This window comes from Pseudonocardia sp. (assembly GCF_025465255.1).
Classification (GTDB): domain Bacteria; phylum Actinomycetota; class Actinomycetes; order Mycobacteriales; family Pseudonocardiaceae; genus Pseudonocardia.
On record NZ_JAODNI010000134.1, the window covers coordinates 1 to 15736 of the forward strand.

At 70.9% G+C, this 15736-nt stretch carries 17 protein-coding genes; 1 reads left to right on the plus strand and 16 read right to left on the minus strand.

What is annotated here, in order from left to right; translation table 11 throughout:
- From atpD to glyA, 11 genes are all read right to left on the minus strand, one after another.
- Positions 1 to 1192: F0F1 ATP synthase subunit beta (gene atpD, locus JWP64_RS16310; RefSeq protein ID WP_297497510.1), on the minus strand; the 1192-nt coding region annotated here is incomplete at its 3' end.
- The gene (locus tag JWP64_RS16315; protein WP_297497513.1) at positions 1192 to 2205 is read right to left on the minus strand and encodes a F0F1 ATP synthase subunit gamma; all 1014 of its coding nucleotides are present in this window, start codon (positions 2203 to 2205) and stop codon (positions 1192 to 1194) included. The genes atpD and JWP64_RS16315, both read right to left, overlap by 1 nt.
- Before the next feature lie 14 nt (positions 2206 to 2219).
- Entirely contained in the window at positions 2220 to 3866 is a 1647-nt protein-coding gene (atpA, locus tag JWP64_RS16320; RefSeq protein WP_297497516.1) for a F0F1 ATP synthase subunit alpha, read from the minus strand.
- 56 nt (positions 3867 to 3922) lie between these two features.
- The gene (locus JWP64_RS16325; protein WP_297497519.1) at positions 3923 to 4753 is read right to left on the minus strand and encodes a F0F1 ATP synthase subunit delta; all 831 of its coding nucleotides are present in this window, start codon (positions 4751 to 4753) and stop codon (positions 3923 to 3925) included.
- On the minus strand, positions 4753 to 5301 hold the full coding sequence (locus tag JWP64_RS16330; protein WP_297497522.1) for a F0F1 ATP synthase subunit B: 549 nt from the start codon (positions 5299 to 5301) through the stop codon (positions 4753 to 4755). Before JWP64_RS16330 ends, JWP64_RS16325 begins: the two co-directional genes overlap by 1 nt.
- A gap of 45 nt (positions 5302 to 5346) precedes the next feature.
- A complete protein-coding gene (atpE, locus tag JWP64_RS16335) occupies positions 5347 to 5550 on the minus strand; it encodes an ATP synthase F0 subunit C (RefSeq protein WP_297497525.1) in 204 nt (67 codons plus the stop codon).
- A gap of 70 nt (positions 5551 to 5620) precedes the next feature.
- Complete coding sequence (atpB, locus tag JWP64_RS16340) at positions 5621 to 6391, minus strand: F0F1 ATP synthase subunit A (protein WP_297497564.1); 771 nt, start codon at positions 6389 to 6391, stop codon at positions 5621 to 5623.
- A 68-nt stretch (positions 6392 to 6459) separates the two neighbouring features.
- Positions 6460 to 6699, minus strand: a complete 240-nt coding sequence (locus JWP64_RS16345) for a hypothetical protein (RefSeq protein ID WP_297497529.1) — start codon at positions 6697 to 6699, stop codon at positions 6460 to 6462.
- Between the two features lie 259 nt (positions 6700 to 6958).
- Complete coding sequence (locus tag JWP64_RS16350) at positions 6959 to 7420, minus strand: hypothetical protein (protein WP_297497532.1); 462 nt, start codon at positions 7418 to 7420, stop codon at positions 6959 to 6961.
- A gap of 7 nt (positions 7421 to 7427) precedes the next feature.
- Entirely contained in the window at positions 7428 to 8666 is a 1239-nt protein-coding gene (locus JWP64_RS16355; protein WP_297497535.1) for a glycosyltransferase family 4 protein, read from the minus strand.
- Positions 8667 to 8681: 15 nt separating this feature from the next.
- On the minus strand, positions 8682 to 9989 hold the full coding sequence (gene glyA / locus JWP64_RS16360; RefSeq protein ID WP_297497538.1) for a serine hydroxymethyltransferase: 1308 nt from the start codon (positions 9987 to 9989) through the stop codon (positions 8682 to 8684).
- 102 nt (positions 9990 to 10091) lie between these two features.
- Here glyA and JWP64_RS16365 point away from each other — a divergent pair, with 102 nt between their 5' ends.
- Positions 10092 to 10814, plus strand: a complete 723-nt coding sequence (locus JWP64_RS16365; protein WP_297497541.1) for a TetR/AcrR family transcriptional regulator — start codon at positions 10092 to 10094, stop codon at positions 10812 to 10814.
- Positions 10815 to 10826: 12 nt separating this feature from the next.
- Here JWP64_RS16365 and JWP64_RS16370 read toward each other — a convergent pair whose 3' ends face one another.
- The 5 genes from JWP64_RS16370 to rho all read right to left on the minus strand — a co-directional run.
- Complete coding sequence (locus JWP64_RS16370) at positions 10827 to 11489, minus strand: L-threonylcarbamoyladenylate synthase (protein WP_297497548.1); 663 nt, start codon at positions 11487 to 11489, stop codon at positions 10827 to 10829.
- Between the two features lie 32 nt (positions 11490 to 11521).
- Complete coding sequence (gene prmC, locus JWP64_RS16375) at positions 11522 to 12394, minus strand: peptide chain release factor N(5)-glutamine methyltransferase (protein ID WP_297497553.1); 873 nt, start codon at positions 12392 to 12394, stop codon at positions 11522 to 11524.
- Positions 12395 to 12425: 31 nt separating this feature from the next.
- Positions 12426 to 13520, minus strand: a complete 1095-nt coding sequence (gene prfA, locus JWP64_RS16380) for a peptide chain release factor 1 (RefSeq protein WP_297497555.1) — start codon at positions 13518 to 13520, stop codon at positions 12426 to 12428.
- 122 nt (positions 13521 to 13642) lie between these two features.
- Positions 13643 to 13858, minus strand: coding sequence for a 50S ribosomal protein L31 (gene rpmE / locus JWP64_RS16385; protein WP_297497558.1), 216 nt, complete (start codon positions 13856 to 13858; stop codon positions 13643 to 13645).
- Positions 13859 to 14030: 172 nt separating this feature from the next.
- The coding region (gene rho / locus JWP64_RS16390; RefSeq protein ID WP_297497561.1) for a transcription termination factor Rho at positions 14031 to 15736 on the minus strand (1706 nt) is incomplete at its 5' end.

The following is a 15736-nucleotide window of genomic DNA, read 5'->3' on the forward strand; positions in this document are numbered from 1 at the left end:
TCGCGATGATGTCCTGCAGGTCGTTGTACTTCTGCAGGATCCGCTTCACCTCGTTGGCGACCCGGAAGTGCTCGTCGCCGATGTACTGCGGGTCCAGGATCCGGGACGTCGACGTCAGCGGGTCGACGGCCGGGTAGATGCCCTTCTGCGAGATGGGGCGGGAGAGCTCCGTCGTCGCGTCCAGGTGGGCGAACGTGGTGGCCGGCGCGGGGTCGGTGTAGTCGTCCGCGGGCACGTAGATCGCCTGCATCGAGGAGATCGAGCGGCCACGGGTCGAGGTAATCCGCTCCTGCAGCTCGCCCATCTCGTCCGCCAGCGTCGGCTGGTACCCCACCGCGGACGGCATGCGGCCGAGCAGCGTGGAGACCTCGGAGCCGGCCTGGGTGAACCGGAAGATGTTGTCGATGAAGAGCAGCACGTCCTGGTTCTGCTCGTCGCGGAAGTACTCGGCCATCGTCAGGGCCGACAGAGCGACGCGCATACGCGTGCCCGGCGGCTCGTCCATCTGGCCGAAGACGAGCGCGGTGTTCTCGATGACGCCGGACTCGGTCATCTCCGTGATGAGGTCGTTGCCCTCACGGGTGCGCTCGCCGACACCGGCGAACACCGAGGTGCCACCGAAGTTCTGGGCGACGCGCTGGATCATCTCCTGGATGAGCACGGTCTTGCCCACGCCTGCGCCGCCGAACAGGCCGATCTTGCCGCCGACGACGTACGGGGTGAGCAGGTCCAGCACCTTGATGCCGGTCTCCAGCATCTCCGTGCGGCCCTCGAGCTGGTCGAAGTTCGGCGCCTTGCGGTGGATGCCCCACAGCTCGCCGGTGATCTCCAGGTCGGGCTTGTCCAGGCACTCACCGAGGGCGTTGAACACGTGCCCCTTGACCTGGTCCCCGACGGGGACCGAGATCGGCCGGCCGAGGTCGGTCACGGTCTGACCGCGGACCAGCCCGTCCGTGGGCTGCATCGAGATCGTGCGGACCATGCTGTCGCCCAGGTGCGTGGCGATCTCCAGGGTCAGCGTCTTGGCCAGGTCGCCGAACTCGACGTCGACCGTCAGGGCGTTGTAGAGCTCCGGCAGCGAACCGCGCGGGAACTCGACGTCGACGACCGGGCCGGTGACCCGGACGACCCGGCCGGTCCGGGCCGGGGTCAGGGCACTGGTGGCTCCTGCTGTGTCAGCGGTGGCGGTCATCAGCTCTCACTTCCTGCGGTCACGAGGGCGTCGGCGCCACCGACGATCTCGCTGATCTCCTGGGTGATCTGGGCCTGACGGGCCTGGTTGGCCTCCAGCGTCAGGTTACGGATGAGTTCGTTCGCGTTGTCCGTCGCGGCCTTCATGGCCCGCTGGCGGTTCGCCGACTCCGACGCCGCGGACTCCAGCATCGCGGCGAACAGCCGCGCGCCGATGTACTTCGGCAGGAGCGCGTCGAACAGGACGTCCGCGCTGGGCTCGAACTCGTAGAGCATTCCCGGCCCGTCACCCGCGGCGGGACCGGACTCGTCCGGACGGACGCCGGTGGCGCCCCCCGTCTGCGTCTCGGAGACCGTGGCGTCCAGACCGTCGCCGTCGCCGGCGTACTCGACCTCCATGGGCGCCATCCGCCGCGACTGCGGCGTCTGCGTGATCATGTTCTTGAATTGGGTGTAGACGAGGTGCAGCTCGTCGACGCCGCGGATACCGTCCTCGCCGGGACCGTCACCGTCGTCGTCCGCGCCGGCCATGAAGGCCTGCACGAGCACCTTCGCCGCGTCCGCCGCGTTCTCGTACGTCGGCTGCTCCGAGAACCCGGTCCAGGACTGCTCGACCGGGCGCCGGCGGAAGCGGTAGTAGCTCACGCCCTTGCGCCCGACCACGTAGAGGACCGGCTCCTTGCCCTGCTCGCGCAGGAGCGTCTGGAGCTGCTCGGCCTCCTTGAGGACGTTGGCGTTGTACCCGCCGGCCTGGCCGCGGTCGCTGGTGACCACCAGCACCGCAGCCCGCCGCGGGTTCTCCCGCTCCACGAGCAGCGGGTGGTCCAGCGCGGAGTTCGAGGCCAGCTCGGAGAGCACGGCCGTCATCTGCTCCGCGTAGGGCTTCGCCTCTTCCACCCGGGCCCGGGCCTTCGCGATCCGTGAGGTCGCGATCAGCTCCATGGCTCGGGTGATCTTCTTGATGGACTGCGTCGACCTGATCCGCCGCCGCAGCACCCGGATCTGTGCCGCCATCGGTTATCTACCCGTCAGCTCTCGGAGGGGGCCGGCTTGTTGACCTTGACGGTCTCCTTGTCGACCTCTTCCTCGTCCAGTGCGTCGGCCTTGGCCTCCTTGACCACGGACGAACCGTCCGACGCGGTGAACTGCTTCTTGAACTCGTCCACCAGGCCCCGGAGGCGCTCGATGTTCTCGTCCGTCAGCTTGCCGGTGTCCCGGATCTCGGCGAGGACACCGTCGTGGTTGCGCCGCAGGTGGTCCAGGAAGTCCTTCTCGAACCGGGTCACGTCCGCGACCGGCACCGAGTCGAGCTGGCCGGACGTGCCGAGCCAGATCGAGACGACCTCGTCCTCGACCGAGTACGGCGAGTACTGGGCCTGCTTCAGCAGCTCGACCAGCCGCTCGCCACGGCCCAGGGCGCGGGCGGAGGCCTCGTCGAGGTCCGAGCCGAAGGCGGCGAACGCCTCCAGCTCGCGGTACTGCGACAGGTCCAGGCGCAGCGAGCCGGAGACCGTCTTCATCGCCTTGATCTGGGCCGAACCGCCGACGCGGGAGACCGAGATACCGACGTTGATGGCCGGCCGGACACCCTGGTTGAACAGGTCGGACTCGAGGAAGACCTGTCCGTCGGTGATCGAGATGACGTTGGTCGGGATGTAGGCCGAGACGTCGTTCGCCTTGGTCTCGATGATCGGGAGCCCGGTCATCGAGCCGGCGCCCTTCTCGTCCGAGAGCTTCGCGCAACGCTCGAGGAGGCGCGAGTGCAAGTAGAAGACGTCGCCGGGGTAGGCCTCGCGGCCCGGTGGGCGGCGCAGCAGCAGCGAGATCGCGCGGTAGGCCTCGGCCTGCTTGGACAGGTCGTCGAACACGATCAGGACGTGCTTGCCCTGGTACATCCAGTGCTGGCCCAGGGTCGACCCGGTGTAGGGGGCGAGCCACTTGAAGCCGGCGGGGTCCGAGGCGGGGGCGGCGACGATCGTCGTGTACTCGAGCGCGCCCGAGTCCTCCAGCGACTGCCGGATACCGGCGATCGTGGAGCCCTTCTGGCCGATGGCGACGTAGATGCAGCGGACCTGCTTCTGCGGGTCGCCGCTCTCCCAGTTCTGCTTCTGGTTGACGATCGCGTCGACGCAGACGGCGGTCTTGCCCGTCTTGCGGTCACCGATGATCAGCTGGCGCTGACCACGGCCGATCGGCGTCATGGCGTCGATCGCCTTGATGCCGGTCTGCAGCGGCTCGGAGACGCTCTGCCGGTCGATGACCGACGCGGCCTGCAGCTCCAGCACGCGGGTGGTCTCGGCCTCGATGTCGCCGAGGCCGTCGATCGGGGTGCCCAGCGGGTCGATGACCCGGCCGAGGAACTTGTCGCCGACGGGCACCGAGAGGATGTTGCCGGTCCGCTTGACCTGCTGCCCCTCCTCGATCCCGCTGTAGTCGCCGAGGATGACGGCGCCGATCTCGCGCACGTCCAGGTTCAGCGCGACACCCTGCACGCCGCCCTCGAACTCGAGGAGCTCGTTGGTCATCGCCGAGGGCAGGCCCTCGACGTGGGCGATTCCGTCACCGGTGTCGGAGACGCTGCCCACCTCTTCGCGGGTGGTCTCGGTCTCCAGCGACGAGACGTAGCTGGAGATCGCACTCCGGATCTCCTCCGGGGAGATCGTCAGCTCAGTCATGGCAGTCGTGTCGTTCCTTCTACTCGAAAGCGTGGTGTCGGCTGGCGAGGGCGGTGTCAGTGGGGCAGTGCTCGACGGGCGGCGGCCAGCTTGCCCGCCACGCTGCCGTCGACGACCTCGTCGCCGACCCGGATGACCATGCCGCCGAGCAGGCTCTCGTCCAGCTCGACCTGCAGCGACATGTCACGGCCGTAGAGCCGCGTCAGCGTGCCCGTGAGCCGCTGCTCCTGTGCGTCGGACAGACCGACGGCCGTGCGCACGCGGGCGACCGAACGGTCGCGCCGGGCGGCGGCCAGGTCGGCCAGCTCCTCGGCGGTGACGTCCAGGTACCGTCCGCGCGGGGTCCGCACGGTCTCGCGCAGCAGGGCCGCGGTGACCGGGTAGACCTTGTCGCCCAGCACCTCGTCCAGCAGGGCGACCCGCTTGTCCGCGGGGACGTCCGTGTCGGACAGCAGGCTCGTCAGCTCCGGCTCGCGGTCCAGGATCCGGCCGAACCGGAACAGCTGGTCCTCGACGCCGTCGAGCGCGCGCTGCTTCTCGGCCGCGGCCAGCAGGGCCTGCCGGGCCAGCGACTCGGCGGCCTCGACCAGGTCCGCGGGGCCGGACCAGCGGGCGGACACGAGGTCCCCCACCGTCTCCAGTGCCACCGACGAGATCTTGCCGTTCAGCACGCTCTCCGCGAGCCGCTTGCGCTGCTCGCTGGAGGTCGCCGGGTCCGACAGTGCGCGCCGCAGGGTGCGCTCGGCGGCCAGCAGCCGGGTGACCGCGTACAGCTGCTCACCGAGCTGCTGACGCTCCCCCGCGCTCAGCGGTGCGATGCGGCCCTCGAGCCGCTCCGCGACGCCGGCGAGGGAATCCCGGCTGGTGGCCTGCAGGTGGAGCGCCATCAGTTCGCCCCGGTGGGCTGGCGCGAGTCCACGCCGTCCAGCTCCTGCAGGAAGCTGTCCACGGTCGCCGAACGGCGGGCCGGGTCGGACAGCTCGGAGCCGATGATGCGCTCGGCCAGCTGGGTGGCCAGGCTGCCGACCTCAGCGCGGAGCGAGCGCACCGCGGCCTCGCGCTGCGCCAGGATCTGCTCCTCGGCGCGGGCCCGGATGCGCGCGGCCTCGGCCTCGGCGTCGGCCCGCAGCTCGGCCTTGATCTGCTGGCCCTCCGCCCGGGCGTCGTCGCGGATGCGCGCCGCCTCGGCACGCAGGCCGGCCAGCTGGTCGTCGTACTGCTGCTTGATCCGCTGGGCCTCCGCCTGGGCCTCCTCCGCCCGCTTCAGCCCGCCTTCGATCTTGTCCGTGCGCTCGGCGTAGATCTTCTCGAACTGCGGGAAGACCGTCTTCGCGAGCACCCAGTACAGCAGGCCGAAGGCGATGAGCCCGACGACGATCTCGACGGTGTGCGGAACGAGCGGGTTGAGCTGCTCCGCCGCCAAAACTATGTCCATGGGTGTGTGCTCCTCCGCCTCACCGTGACCGTTGGTGACAGGCGACTAGATGGCGAAGGCGAGGACCAGGCCCAGAATCGCCAGCGCCTCGGACAGCGCGAAGCCGATGAAGGCGATGCCCTGCAGCTGGCCACGGGCCTCCGGCTGGCGGGCCACACCGTTGATGAACGCGGCGAAGACGATACCCACGCCGATACCCGGTCCGATGGCCGAGAGGCCGTAACCGACGACGTTCAGGCTTCCGGTCATTGTCGTTCTTTCCTTTCGGTCAAGTCCGCGGAGTCCGCCGCGGGCCTGTGGGAGGTCTGTGAGCTGACGACTAGTGGTCGTCGGCGAGAACGGTGCCGATGTACGAGGCGGTCAGCATCACGAAGATGTAGGCCTGGACGACCTGTACGAACGCCTCGAAGAACGTGAAGACGATGCCCATCAGGAACGCGAACGGGGAGAGGATCTTCAGCAGGATCGAGTCCGCGGTGAAGAGCATGTACTGGCCGCCGAGGATGAACAGCAGCAGCAGCAGGTGACCGGCGAACATGTTGCCGAACAGTCGCAGCGAGAGCGTGACCGGCCGCAGGATGATGTTCGAGATGAACTCGATGGGCGTCAGGATGATCCGCACCCACCACGGCACGTCCGGCGGCCAGGTGGAGATCCGCAGGTAGCCGCCTAACCCGTGGTGCCGGATCCCGACGACCGTGAAGATCACCCACACCAGCAACGCGAGCGCGTACGGCACGCCCGGATGCGAGAACGTGGGGAACTGGATGAACGGGATGATCCCGAACAGGTTGTTCACCAGGATGAAGGCGAACAGCGCGGTCAGGAACGGGACGTACCTGAGGAACTCGGGCCCGATCATGTCCTTCGCGATGGAGTTCCGGACGATGCCGTGGAACGACTCGCCGAGGAACTGCGTCTTGCTGGGGACGAGCTGCGGCTTGCGCACGGCGAGGCGGAACAGCACCACGACGATGATCGCCGCGAGAGCGAGCTCGAGGACCGGCTTCGTGACGGGCCCGAAGATCGGCGGCAGCTGAAAGTCCTCTACCCCGGGGGCTTCGAAGCCCGGCGCCGGGGCGGTGGCCATCGTGGTCACCCAGTGCTCCTTCCGGTTCCGCCGGCCGGGGGGACCCGGAATCGGCAGAATCGTGATGATCAGGACTTAACGTACCTGAGGTAGATCAAGTACATCGAGGTGGCCGTGCCGGTCAGCAGACCGGCGACGACGAAACCCCGTAGGTCGAACAGCGCGTCCACCGCCCATCCGATCCCTCCGAAGAGGAGGATCCCGGAGAGCAGGTGGGACAGAGCGGTCCAGGCCTCGGCCGGCGGTGGCGCGTCATCCGGTTTTCGACCGGCGGCGCCGCCTGCCTCGCGCGGCTTTTCCTGCTCCATCGAGACGGACCATATCAGCCGGGTTACACACCACTTACCTAGGACGACCTGGCGCGACGAGCGTCCTCGTCGTCGTCCTTACCCTCCGGCACCCCGACAACGGCCCGACATCGCTCTATCGCCTGTAGAAGATACTTTCGGGGTGTGACCCGGATCGCAAAGAGACCGGCATCACGGACATCTCGAACATTCCGGGCGAGTTCCGGAGATTCACTCGTTCAGCCCATCGAGCGAGCCGGATCGCCCGCCGGAGCCGCGCTCAGACGTCGACCGACGGTGCCTTCGCACGGATGAATCCGACCACCTCGCCCGCCACCCAGCCCAACGTCACGGCCAGCAGGGTGAATGCGAACGTCCGGTTGTCGAACAGGGTGGTGTCCCGGAAGACCAACAGGAACACCAGCAACACCACGAACTTGCCGGCGAAGGACGTCATCGCACCGATCATCACCCCGGCCGGGGTCGTCTGCGCGGTGCCGCGCATGACGGCCGTGCCGATGAACCCGAGCGCCAGGCCGAGGACCGCGCCGATCAGCGAGCCGATCAGCCCGCCGGTCCCCCGCAACACCGCGGACAGCACGACCGCGATCACCGCGAGCGGCACGGCGACGAGGACGGCGGTGCGCTGCATCGCCTTCGCCAGCTTCAGCACGGTCTTCACGTGCGGGGCCTGGGCGGGCGCGCCGCCGGCGGTGTCGTCGGGAGGGGTCTCGCTGCTCATCGTCGTCTCATCTCCGGGGTTCGGGTCCGGGCCCTGACAACGGACCCGGGGGCAGGGGGCTCGGCGGCGGCGTACGGGTCCGGTTGCGCGCCCGCGGGACCAGGGAGGCCAGCACGGCCACCCCGAGCCCCACCGCGACCGCCCAGAGCACGAAGAACGGGTCGCCGATCAGGGCCAGCGCCACCGCGCCGAACGCCAGGACCGCCGCCCACAGGTAGATCAGCAGGACCGCCCGCCGGTGGCTGTGCCCGATCTCGAGCAGCCGGTGGTGCAGGTGCATCTTGTCCGGCGCGAACGGGCTCATGCCCGCGCGCGTCCGCCGCACGACGGCCATCAACAGGTCCAGCAGGGGCACGAACACCACCGCGGCGAGCACGATGACCGGCGCCAGCAGGGCCAGGATATCGGTGCCGTCGGTGGTGGTGGAGATGGCGAGCTTGCCCGACGCGCTGGTGGTGACCGCGGCGAGCATCAGACCGATCAGCATGGAGCCCGAGTCGCCCATGAAGATCCGGGCCGGGTTGAAGTTGTGCGGCAGGAACCCCAGGCACGCCCCGGCGAGCACGGAGGCGAGCAGCGCCGGCGGGTAGGCCGTTGCATCGTTGCCGTTCTGCTGCACCAGCCCGATCGCGAACACCCCGGTGGCGGCGGCCGAGATCAGGCCCAGGCCGGCGGCCAGCCCGTCGAGGCCGTCGACGAAGTTCATGGCGTTGACCAGGGCCACGGTGATCAGCACGGTCAGCAGGACGCCCTGCTCCGGGCCGAGGACGAGCAGCGAGCCGGAGATGCCGCTCCCGCCGCCGCCCCACGGGATCCAGAAGACGGACCACTGCACGCCGAAGAGGATCAGCACCCCGGCTGCGGTGAGCTGGCCGGCGAACTTGGTGAGCGCGTCGAGCTCGAACCGGTCGTCGAGCGCGCCGACCGCGACGATGAGCAAGGCCGCCAGGAGGACGCCCTGGACGTCGGTGGAGTAGTCGAAGGCGAGCCGCAGGGCGGGGAGCTGGGCGGCCAGGCCGATCCCGCCGAGGACGCCGCCGAGCATCGCGAGGCCGCCCCAGCGGGGCGTCGGGGTCACGTGGACGTCGCGGCCCCGGGGCCAGGCGACGGCGCCGAGCTTGAGGGCGAGCACCCGGACCAGGCCGGTGAGCAGGAACGTGACGACGGCGGCGGTCAGCCCCGCGAGGAGGTACTCGCGGATCGGCAGGCCCAGCCCGAAGGACTGGGCCGCGACGAGCGGGACCATCGTCGGTACGCCCGGTCAGCCGCGCGGGTAGGCGGGGGCCCGCGACACCAGCGTGGATACCGCCTCGGCGACGTCGGACAGCTCCCGGTCGCCCGCGGGCGTCCCGTGCTCCGCCTTGACCGCACGGGCCAGGAGCAACCCGATCTCGGCCATGTCCTGCTCGACCATCCCCTGGGTGGTGACGCTCGGCGAGCCGACCCGGATGCCGGACGGCTTCATCGGCGGGGCCGGGTCGTAGGGGACCGCGTTCTTGTTCAGCGTGATCCGCGCGAGGTCGCAGCGCGTCTCGGCGTCCCCGCCGGTGACGCCGATCGGCCGCAGGTCGATCAGCGCGAGATGGGTGTCCGTGCCGCCGGACACCGCGCGCATGCCCTCGGCCTCGAGGCTCTTGGCCAGGGCCTGCGCATTGGAGACGACCTGGTTGGCGTAGGCCTGGTACTCCGGCTGCGCCGCCTCCCGCATCGCGACGGCCTTGGCCGCGACCGCGTGCATCAGCGGGCCGCCCTGCGAGAACGGGAAGACGGCCTTGTCGATCGCCTTCGCGTGCTCCTCCCGGCAGAGGATCATGCCGCCGCGCGGGCCGCGCAGGACCTTGTGCGTGGTGGCCGTGACGATGTCTGCGAACGGCACCGGCGACGGGATCGCCTGGCCGGCGACGAGGCCGATGAAGTGCGCCGCGTCGACCATCAGGACGGCGCCGACCTCGTCCGCGATCTCGCGGAAGAGCGCGAAGTCGATGAGCCGCGGGTACGCCGTCGCACCGGCGATGATGATCTTCGGCCGGTGCTGCAGCGCCAGGTCCCGGACCTGGTCGTAGTCGATGAGCTCCGAGTCCTCGCGCACCGTGTACGACACGGCGTGGAACCAGAGGCCGGAGAAGTTCACCTTGCTGCCGTGGGTGAGGTGGCCACCCTGCTTGAGGTCCATGGCCAGCACCGTGTCGCCGGGGCGCGCGAAGGCGGCGTAGGCGGCGAGGTTCGCGCTCGCCCCGGAGTGCGGTTGCAGGTTGACGTGCTCGGCGCCGAAGAGCGCCTTCGTGCGCGCGTTGCCGATCTCCTCGGCCTGGTCCACGACCTGGCAGCCGCCGTAGTAGCGCCGGCCGGGATAGCCCTCGGCGTACTTGTTCGACAGCGTGGAGCCCAGGGCCGCGAGGACGGCCGGGCTCGTGAGGTTCTCGCTCGCGATGAGCTGGAGGCCGCCGCGGAGCCGCTCGAGCTCACCGAGCACGACGCCCGCGATCTCGGGGTCCTCCCCCTGCAAGGCACCGAAGTCCGGGCCCCAGAACGGTACGTCCGGGCTGGTCGTCTCGCTGGGCTGGCTCACGGTGCACCAGGCTACCTGCGGCGACCCTCCGGACCGGCCGCGCGTCGTGGATCGGCGCTCTGATGCGTTGCCGCTGCTCTCGCACGGTGCCATGCTGCGTCCGTGCCGCCGTCCGAGAGCCCTGCGCGTCCGTCCGCACCCCGCACCGCACGGGCCCGCGTCCGGGCCCAGCTGACGGCCGAGATCGTCGACGTCGCCCGGCAGCATCTCGCGTCCTCGGGCGCCGCGGCGCTGTCCCTGCGCGCCGTCGCGCGCGAGCTCGGCATGGTCTCCTCCGCGGTCTACCGCTACTTCCCCAGCCGGGACGACCTGCTCACGACGCTCCTCGTCGAGGGCTACGACGCGCTGGGCGAGGCCGCCGAGCAGGCCGAGGCCGCCGTCGCGCGGGAGGACCTGCCGGGCCGGTGGCGCGCCGCGTGCCGGGCCGTCCGGGAGTGGGCGCTGTCCCGCCCGCACGAGTACGCGCTGCTCTACGGCTCCCCCGTCCCCGGCTACACCGCCCCGCAGGCCACGATCGCCCCGGCGGGCCGGGTCGGGGTGCTGCTCTGCCGGATCCTGGCCGACGGGCTGACCTCCGGCGCCGTCGCACCTCTGGGCGACGACGTGGACGCCGCCCTGCACCCCGGCCTGCTCGCGGACCTGGGCCTGCCGGAGGGCACCGGGATCGGCAGCCGCGCGATCCTCGCCTGGTCCAGCCTGTTCGGTGCGGTGACCTTCGAGCTCTTCGGCCACACGAACAATGTGGTCGACGACCACGAGGCGCACTTCGACCACGTGGTCTCCCGCCTCGCGGCGGAGGTCGGGCTGCCCTCCCCGGCCGCGTGAGCGGCGGAGGGCCTAGGCGACGGGGACCTCGCGGCCCAGCACCTCCGCCACCTGCGCAGCGGTGATCTCCCCTTCCCGGAGGATGCGCGGGGCCGTTCCGGTCAGGTCGACGATCGTGCTCGCCACGGGCTCCCCGGACGGGCCGCCGTCGAGGTACACCGAGACGGACGAGCCCAGCTGGTCCACGGCCTCGGCGGCGCTGGTCGCGGGCATCCTCCCGGAGATGTTCGCGCTGGACACCGCCATCGGCCCGACGTCCCGCAGCAGCTCCAGCGCCACCGGGTGCAGCGGCATCCGCAGCATGACCGTGCCGCGCGTCGACCCGAGGTCCCAGCTCAGCGACGGCGCGTGCGGCAGGACGAGCGACAGCCCGCCCGGCCAGAACGCCTCGATCAGCGCGCGGGCCGTGGCGGGGACGCCGAGGACCAGGCCGTCGATCGTCGACCAGGAACCGATCAGCACCGGGACCGGCATGTCCGGGCCGCGGTGCTTCGCCGCCAGCAGGGCGCGGACCGCGGTGGCGGAGAAGGCGTCGCAGCCCAGGCCGTAGACCGTGTCCGTGGGCAGGACGACGAGCTGACCAGCGCGGACGGCGCGGGCCGCGGCCTCGAGGCCGGCGACACGGGCGTCGGGGTCCGCGCAGTCGAAGGTGGGCGGGGTGTCGGGCTGGGTCACGGTTCCGGAGCGTACGACCGCCCGGGACGGCGTCAGCGAACGGGCACCCGCCGGGCCGTCGCGAACCGCGGCCGGCCGGCCAGGTCCGTGTGCTCGACGACGTCGGCCAGCACCTTCCGCCTGCGCAGGAGCTCGGGGACGGCCTCGCCGTGGGTGTCGTCGTGCTCGATCGCGAGCCCACCGCCGTAGCGCAGCAGGCCCGCTGCCGCGGCGATCACCGCGGGGATGATCTCCAGGCCGTCCGGGCCGCCGAAGACCGCGCCCGGCGGGTCCCACTCGGACACCTCCGGGGGCACCGGGGTGTGGTCCGGGACGTAGGGCGGGTTGCAGACCACCAGGTCCACCTTCGCCTCGAGCTCGACGAGCAGGTCGTTCCAGCGCACGTCCGCGTGGTGCAGCGTGACCGGGGTCCCGCCGGCGGCGACGTGCGTGTCGACGTTGCGGGCGGCCCAGCTCAGCGCCGCGTGGTCCGCCTCGACGGCGTGCACCCGGGCCTCCGGGCGGCTGGCCGCGAAGGCCAGCGCGAGCGCCCCCGAACCGGTGCACAGGTCCACGACCAGGGGGTTCGGCACGTCCGCGATCGCCTTGAGGCCCCACTCGAGCAGCAGTTCGGTCTCCGGTCGCGGCGTGAACACCCCCGGCCCGACGGCCACCGTGACCGGCCCGAGGACGGCGGTGCCGAGCACGTGCTGCAACGGCTCGCGCGCGGCCCGCCGGACGACGAGCCTCCGGTACGCCTCGACGACCTCCGGCTCGACCAGCGGCTTCATCATCAGCCGCCCCCGCTCGACGCCCACGACGTGCGCCGCGAGGATCTCCGCGTCCACCCGGGGCGACTCGATTCCCGCCGCCGCGAGCATCCGCTGGGCCTCGGCGATCGCGAGCCGGAGCGGCTGCTTGGTCACGCGGCCCTCCGGAACGGCGGGGAAGCCGGGGTCACGACCGCTCCTCGGCCGCCGCGATCGCCTCGGACCGCTCCGCCTTCGCGAGCGCAGCCACCAGGTCGTCGAGCTCGCCGTCGAGGACCGTGGAGAGGTTGTGCGCCTTGTAGCCGATCCGGTGGTCCGAGATCCGGTTCTCCGGAAAGTTGTACGTGCGGATCCGCTCCGACCGGTCCACGGTGCGGATCTGCGACTTCCGCTCCGCCGACGCCTGCGCGGCCAGCTCCGCCTCGTGCAGCGCCTGCAGCCGGGACCGCAGGACCTCCATCGCGCGGGCCCGGTTCTGCAGCTGTGAGCGCTCGTTCTGGCAGCTCACGACGATGCCCGTGGGGAGGTGGGTGATCCGGACCGCGGAGTCCGTGGTGTTGACGCTCTGCCCGCCGTGCCCGGACGAGCGGAACACGTCCACGCGCAGGTCGTTCTCGTCGATCTCGACGTCCGCGTCCTTGCCGGTGTCCGGGTAGACGAGGACGCCGGCGGCGGAGGTGTGGATGCGGCCCTGGGACTCGGTGACGGGCACGCGCTGGACGCGGTGCACACCGCCCTCGAACTTCAGGGCGGACCACACGCCGTCGGGGGTGGGCGTACGGGACTTCACCAGCACCGTGACGTCCTTGTACCCGCCGAGGTCGGACTCGTTGGCGTCGAGGATCTCGGCCTTCCACCCGCGGCGCTCGGCGAAGCGCAGGTACATGCGCACGAGGTCCCCGGCGAACAGCGCGGACTCCTCGCCGCCCTCGCCGGACTTGACCTCCATGACGAGGTCGTCGCTGTCGTGCGGGTCCCGCGGGACGAGCAGCTCGGCGAGCTTCGTCTCCAGCGCGGTGATGCGCCCGGCCAGCTCCTCGGCCTCGGCGGCGAACGTCGGGTCCTCGGCGGCCAGCTCACGGGCGGTCTCGACGTCCGCCCGCGACGACGCCAGCTCCCGGGCGACCGCGACGACCGGGCCGAGCTCGGCGTAGCGGCGGCCCAGCTTCCGGGCGACGGCGGGGTCGGCGTGCACCGCGGGGTCCGCGAGCCGGTGTTCCAGCTCCGCGTGCTCGTCGACCAGCGCGTCGACGCCCGTGTGTCCGGCCGGTGCTGCCGCCATCGTCCTGCCTTCCTTCCGTCCCTGCCCTGACAGTCCGTCCTGCCCCTGACAGGCTCCCACTACCCCTGACATGCGAACGGCGCCCGGCCACCGGTGAGGGTGGACGGGCGCCGTTGCGGGTGCTACTTGGCGGCGCGCTTGCCGTAGCGGGCCTCGAAGCGCGCGACGCGGCCACCGGAGTCCAGGATCCGCTGCTTGCCCGTGTAGAACGGGTGGCAGGCGGAGCAGGTCTCCGTGGTGATCGAGCCGCTGGCCTTCGTGCTGCGCGTGGTGAACGAGTTCCCACAGCTACAGGTGACCTGGGTCTCGACGTACTGGGGGTGAATACCCTCACGCATGGTGTGTTTCCTCTCGAGATGGCCGCCGGGTCCTACTGCCCGAATCTCTTCGGGGGTGTCGGGGGCGGAGCCCCCGACTGTTGGTGAACCGGAACCAGATGCGTTGACGTGCTATTCAACCATCCGGGCCCGGCGGGTGTTCCCACCGGGCCCGGAGGCTGTCACGACCTGATCAGTCGTCGTCGTTCTTGTTGCCGGGGGTCGTCTTGGCCACCTGCATCAGGAACTCGATGTTCGTGCGCGTCTTGCGCAGCTGGCCGAGCACCAGGTCGATGGCCTGCTGGTGGTCCAGAGCCGAGAGCACCCGGCGGAGCTTGACGCTCACCGCGAACTCGTCGGGCGACATCAGCAGCTCCTCCTTGCGGGTGCCGGAGGCGTCGACGTCGATGGCCGGGAAGACCCGCTTGTCGGCGATCTTGCGGTCGAGCTTGAGTTCGGCGTTGCCCGTGCCCTTGAACTCCTCGAAGATCACCGTGTCCATCGTCGACCCGGTCTCGACCAGCGCGGTGGCGAAGATGGTCAGCGAGCCGCCGTCCTCGATGTTGCGCGCCGCGCCGAGGAACCGCTTCGGCGGGTACAGGGCCGTCGAGTCGACACCACCGGAGAGGATCCGGCCCGACGCGGGGGCGGCCAGGTTGTAGGCGCGGCCCAGGCGGGTGATCGAGTCCAGCAGGACGACGACGTCGTGTCCCATCTCCACCAGGCGCTTCGCGCGCTCGATGGCGAGCTCGGCGACGGCGGTGTGGTCCGACGGCGGCCGGTCGAAGGTGGAGGCGATGACCTCGCCCTTCACCGAGCGCTGCATGTCCGTGACCTCTTCCGGCCGCTCGTCGACGAGGACGACCATCAGGTGGCACTCGGGGTTGTTCGTCGTGATCGCGTTGGCGATCGACTGCAGCACCATCGTCTTGCCGGCCTTGGGCGGCGAGACGATCAGCGCACGCTGCCCCTTGCCGATCGGCATGACCAGGTCGATGACGCGGGTCGTCAGCTTCGACGGCTCGGTCTCCAGGCGCAGCCGCTCGTTCGGGTAGAGCGGGGTGAGCTTGGTGAACTCCGCGCGGTTGCGCCCGTCCTCCGGGCTCCCGCCGTTGAGGGTGTCGATGCGCACCAGCGGGTTGAACTTCTGGCGCGACTGCTCGCCCTCGCGGGCCTGCCGGACGGCGCCGGTGATCGCGTCACCGCGGCGCAGACCGTACTTGCGGACCATCGACAGGGACACGTAGACGTCGTTCGGGCCGGACAGGTAGCCGGTGGTCCGGACGAACGCGTAGTTGTCCAGGATGTCCACGATGCCGGCGACGGGCAGGAGCACGTCGTCGTCGCGGACCTCGGTGTCGACGTTGTTCGTGCCGCCCTGGCCACGGCCGCCGCCGTCACGGTCCCGACCGCGGCGACGGTCCCGGAAGCGGCGCCCGCGGCGGCCGCGGCCGTCACCGTCGTCGTCCGAGTCGTCCATGCGGTCGTTGTTGCGGGCCGCCCGGTCGTTCCGGTCGTTGGTGCGGTCGTTGCGGTTGTCACCGCGGTTGTTGCCGCCGCGGTTGTCGTCGCGGCCGCTGCCGTCCCGGTCCCCGCGGTCGCCACGGTTGTCGCGGTCCCCACGGTCGCCCCGGTTGTCCCGGTCACCACGGTTGTCGGTGCGGTCGCCCCGGGCGTTGCCGTCGGTGCGCTCGCCACGGTTGTCGTTGCGGTTGCGGTTGCCGCGACCGCTCGGGTCGCGCTCGACCTTCTCCGGGGTGGCGGCCGCGGCGGCCGCGGCGATCTCCGCGCTCTCCGCGGCGCTCACCGTGCCGTTCTGCTCGCCGCCGCGACGACGGGTCTGCCGGCGACGGCTGCCCTCGTTCTCGGCGGGCGCGGCGGTCTCGGCGGGCGCGGCGG

Bases quoted from the DNA above. Each gene is read 5' to 3' on its own strand.
- JWP64_RS16315 (WP_297497513.1), bottom strand. From the start codon at position 2,205: ATGGCGGCACAGATCCGGGTGCTGCGGCGGCGGATCAGGTCGACGCAG.
- JWP64_RS16330 (WP_297497522.1), bottom strand. From the start codon at position 5,301: ATGGACATAGTTTTGGCGGCGGAGCAGCTCAACCCGCTCGTTCCGCAC.
- atpA (WP_297497516.1), bottom strand. From the start codon at position 3,866: ATGACTGAGCTGACGATCTCCCCGGAGGAGATCCGGAGTGCGATCTCC.
- rpmE (WP_297497558.1), bottom strand. From the start codon at position 13,858: ATGCGTGAGGGTATTCACCCCCAGTACGTCGAGACCCAGGTCACCTGT.
- atpE (WP_297497525.1), bottom strand. From the start codon at position 5,550: ATGACCGGAAGCCTGAACGTCGTCGGTTACGGCCTCTCGGCCATCGGA.
- atpB (WP_297497564.1), bottom strand. From the start codon at position 6,391: ATGGCCACCGCCCCGGCGCCGGGCTTCGAAGCCCCCGGGGTAGAGGAC.
- JWP64_RS16325 (WP_297497519.1), bottom strand. From the start codon at position 4,753: ATGGCGCTCCACCTGCAGGCCACCAGCCGGGATTCCCTCGCCGGCGTC.
- JWP64_RS16345 (WP_297497529.1), bottom strand. From the start codon at position 6,699: ATGGAGCAGGAAAAGCCGCGCGAGGCAGGCGGCGCCGCCGGTCGAAAA.
- JWP64_RS16355 (WP_297497535.1), bottom strand. From the start codon at position 8,666: ATGGTCCCGCTCGTCGCGGCCCAGTCCTTCGGGCTGGGCCTGCCGATC.
- JWP64_RS16350 (WP_297497532.1), bottom strand. From the start codon at position 7,420: ATGAGCAGCGAGACCCCTCCCGACGACACCGCCGGCGGCGCGCCCGCC.
- prfA (WP_297497555.1), bottom strand. From the start codon at position 13,520: ATGGCGGCAGCACCGGCCGGACACACGGGCGTCGACGCGCTGGTCGAC.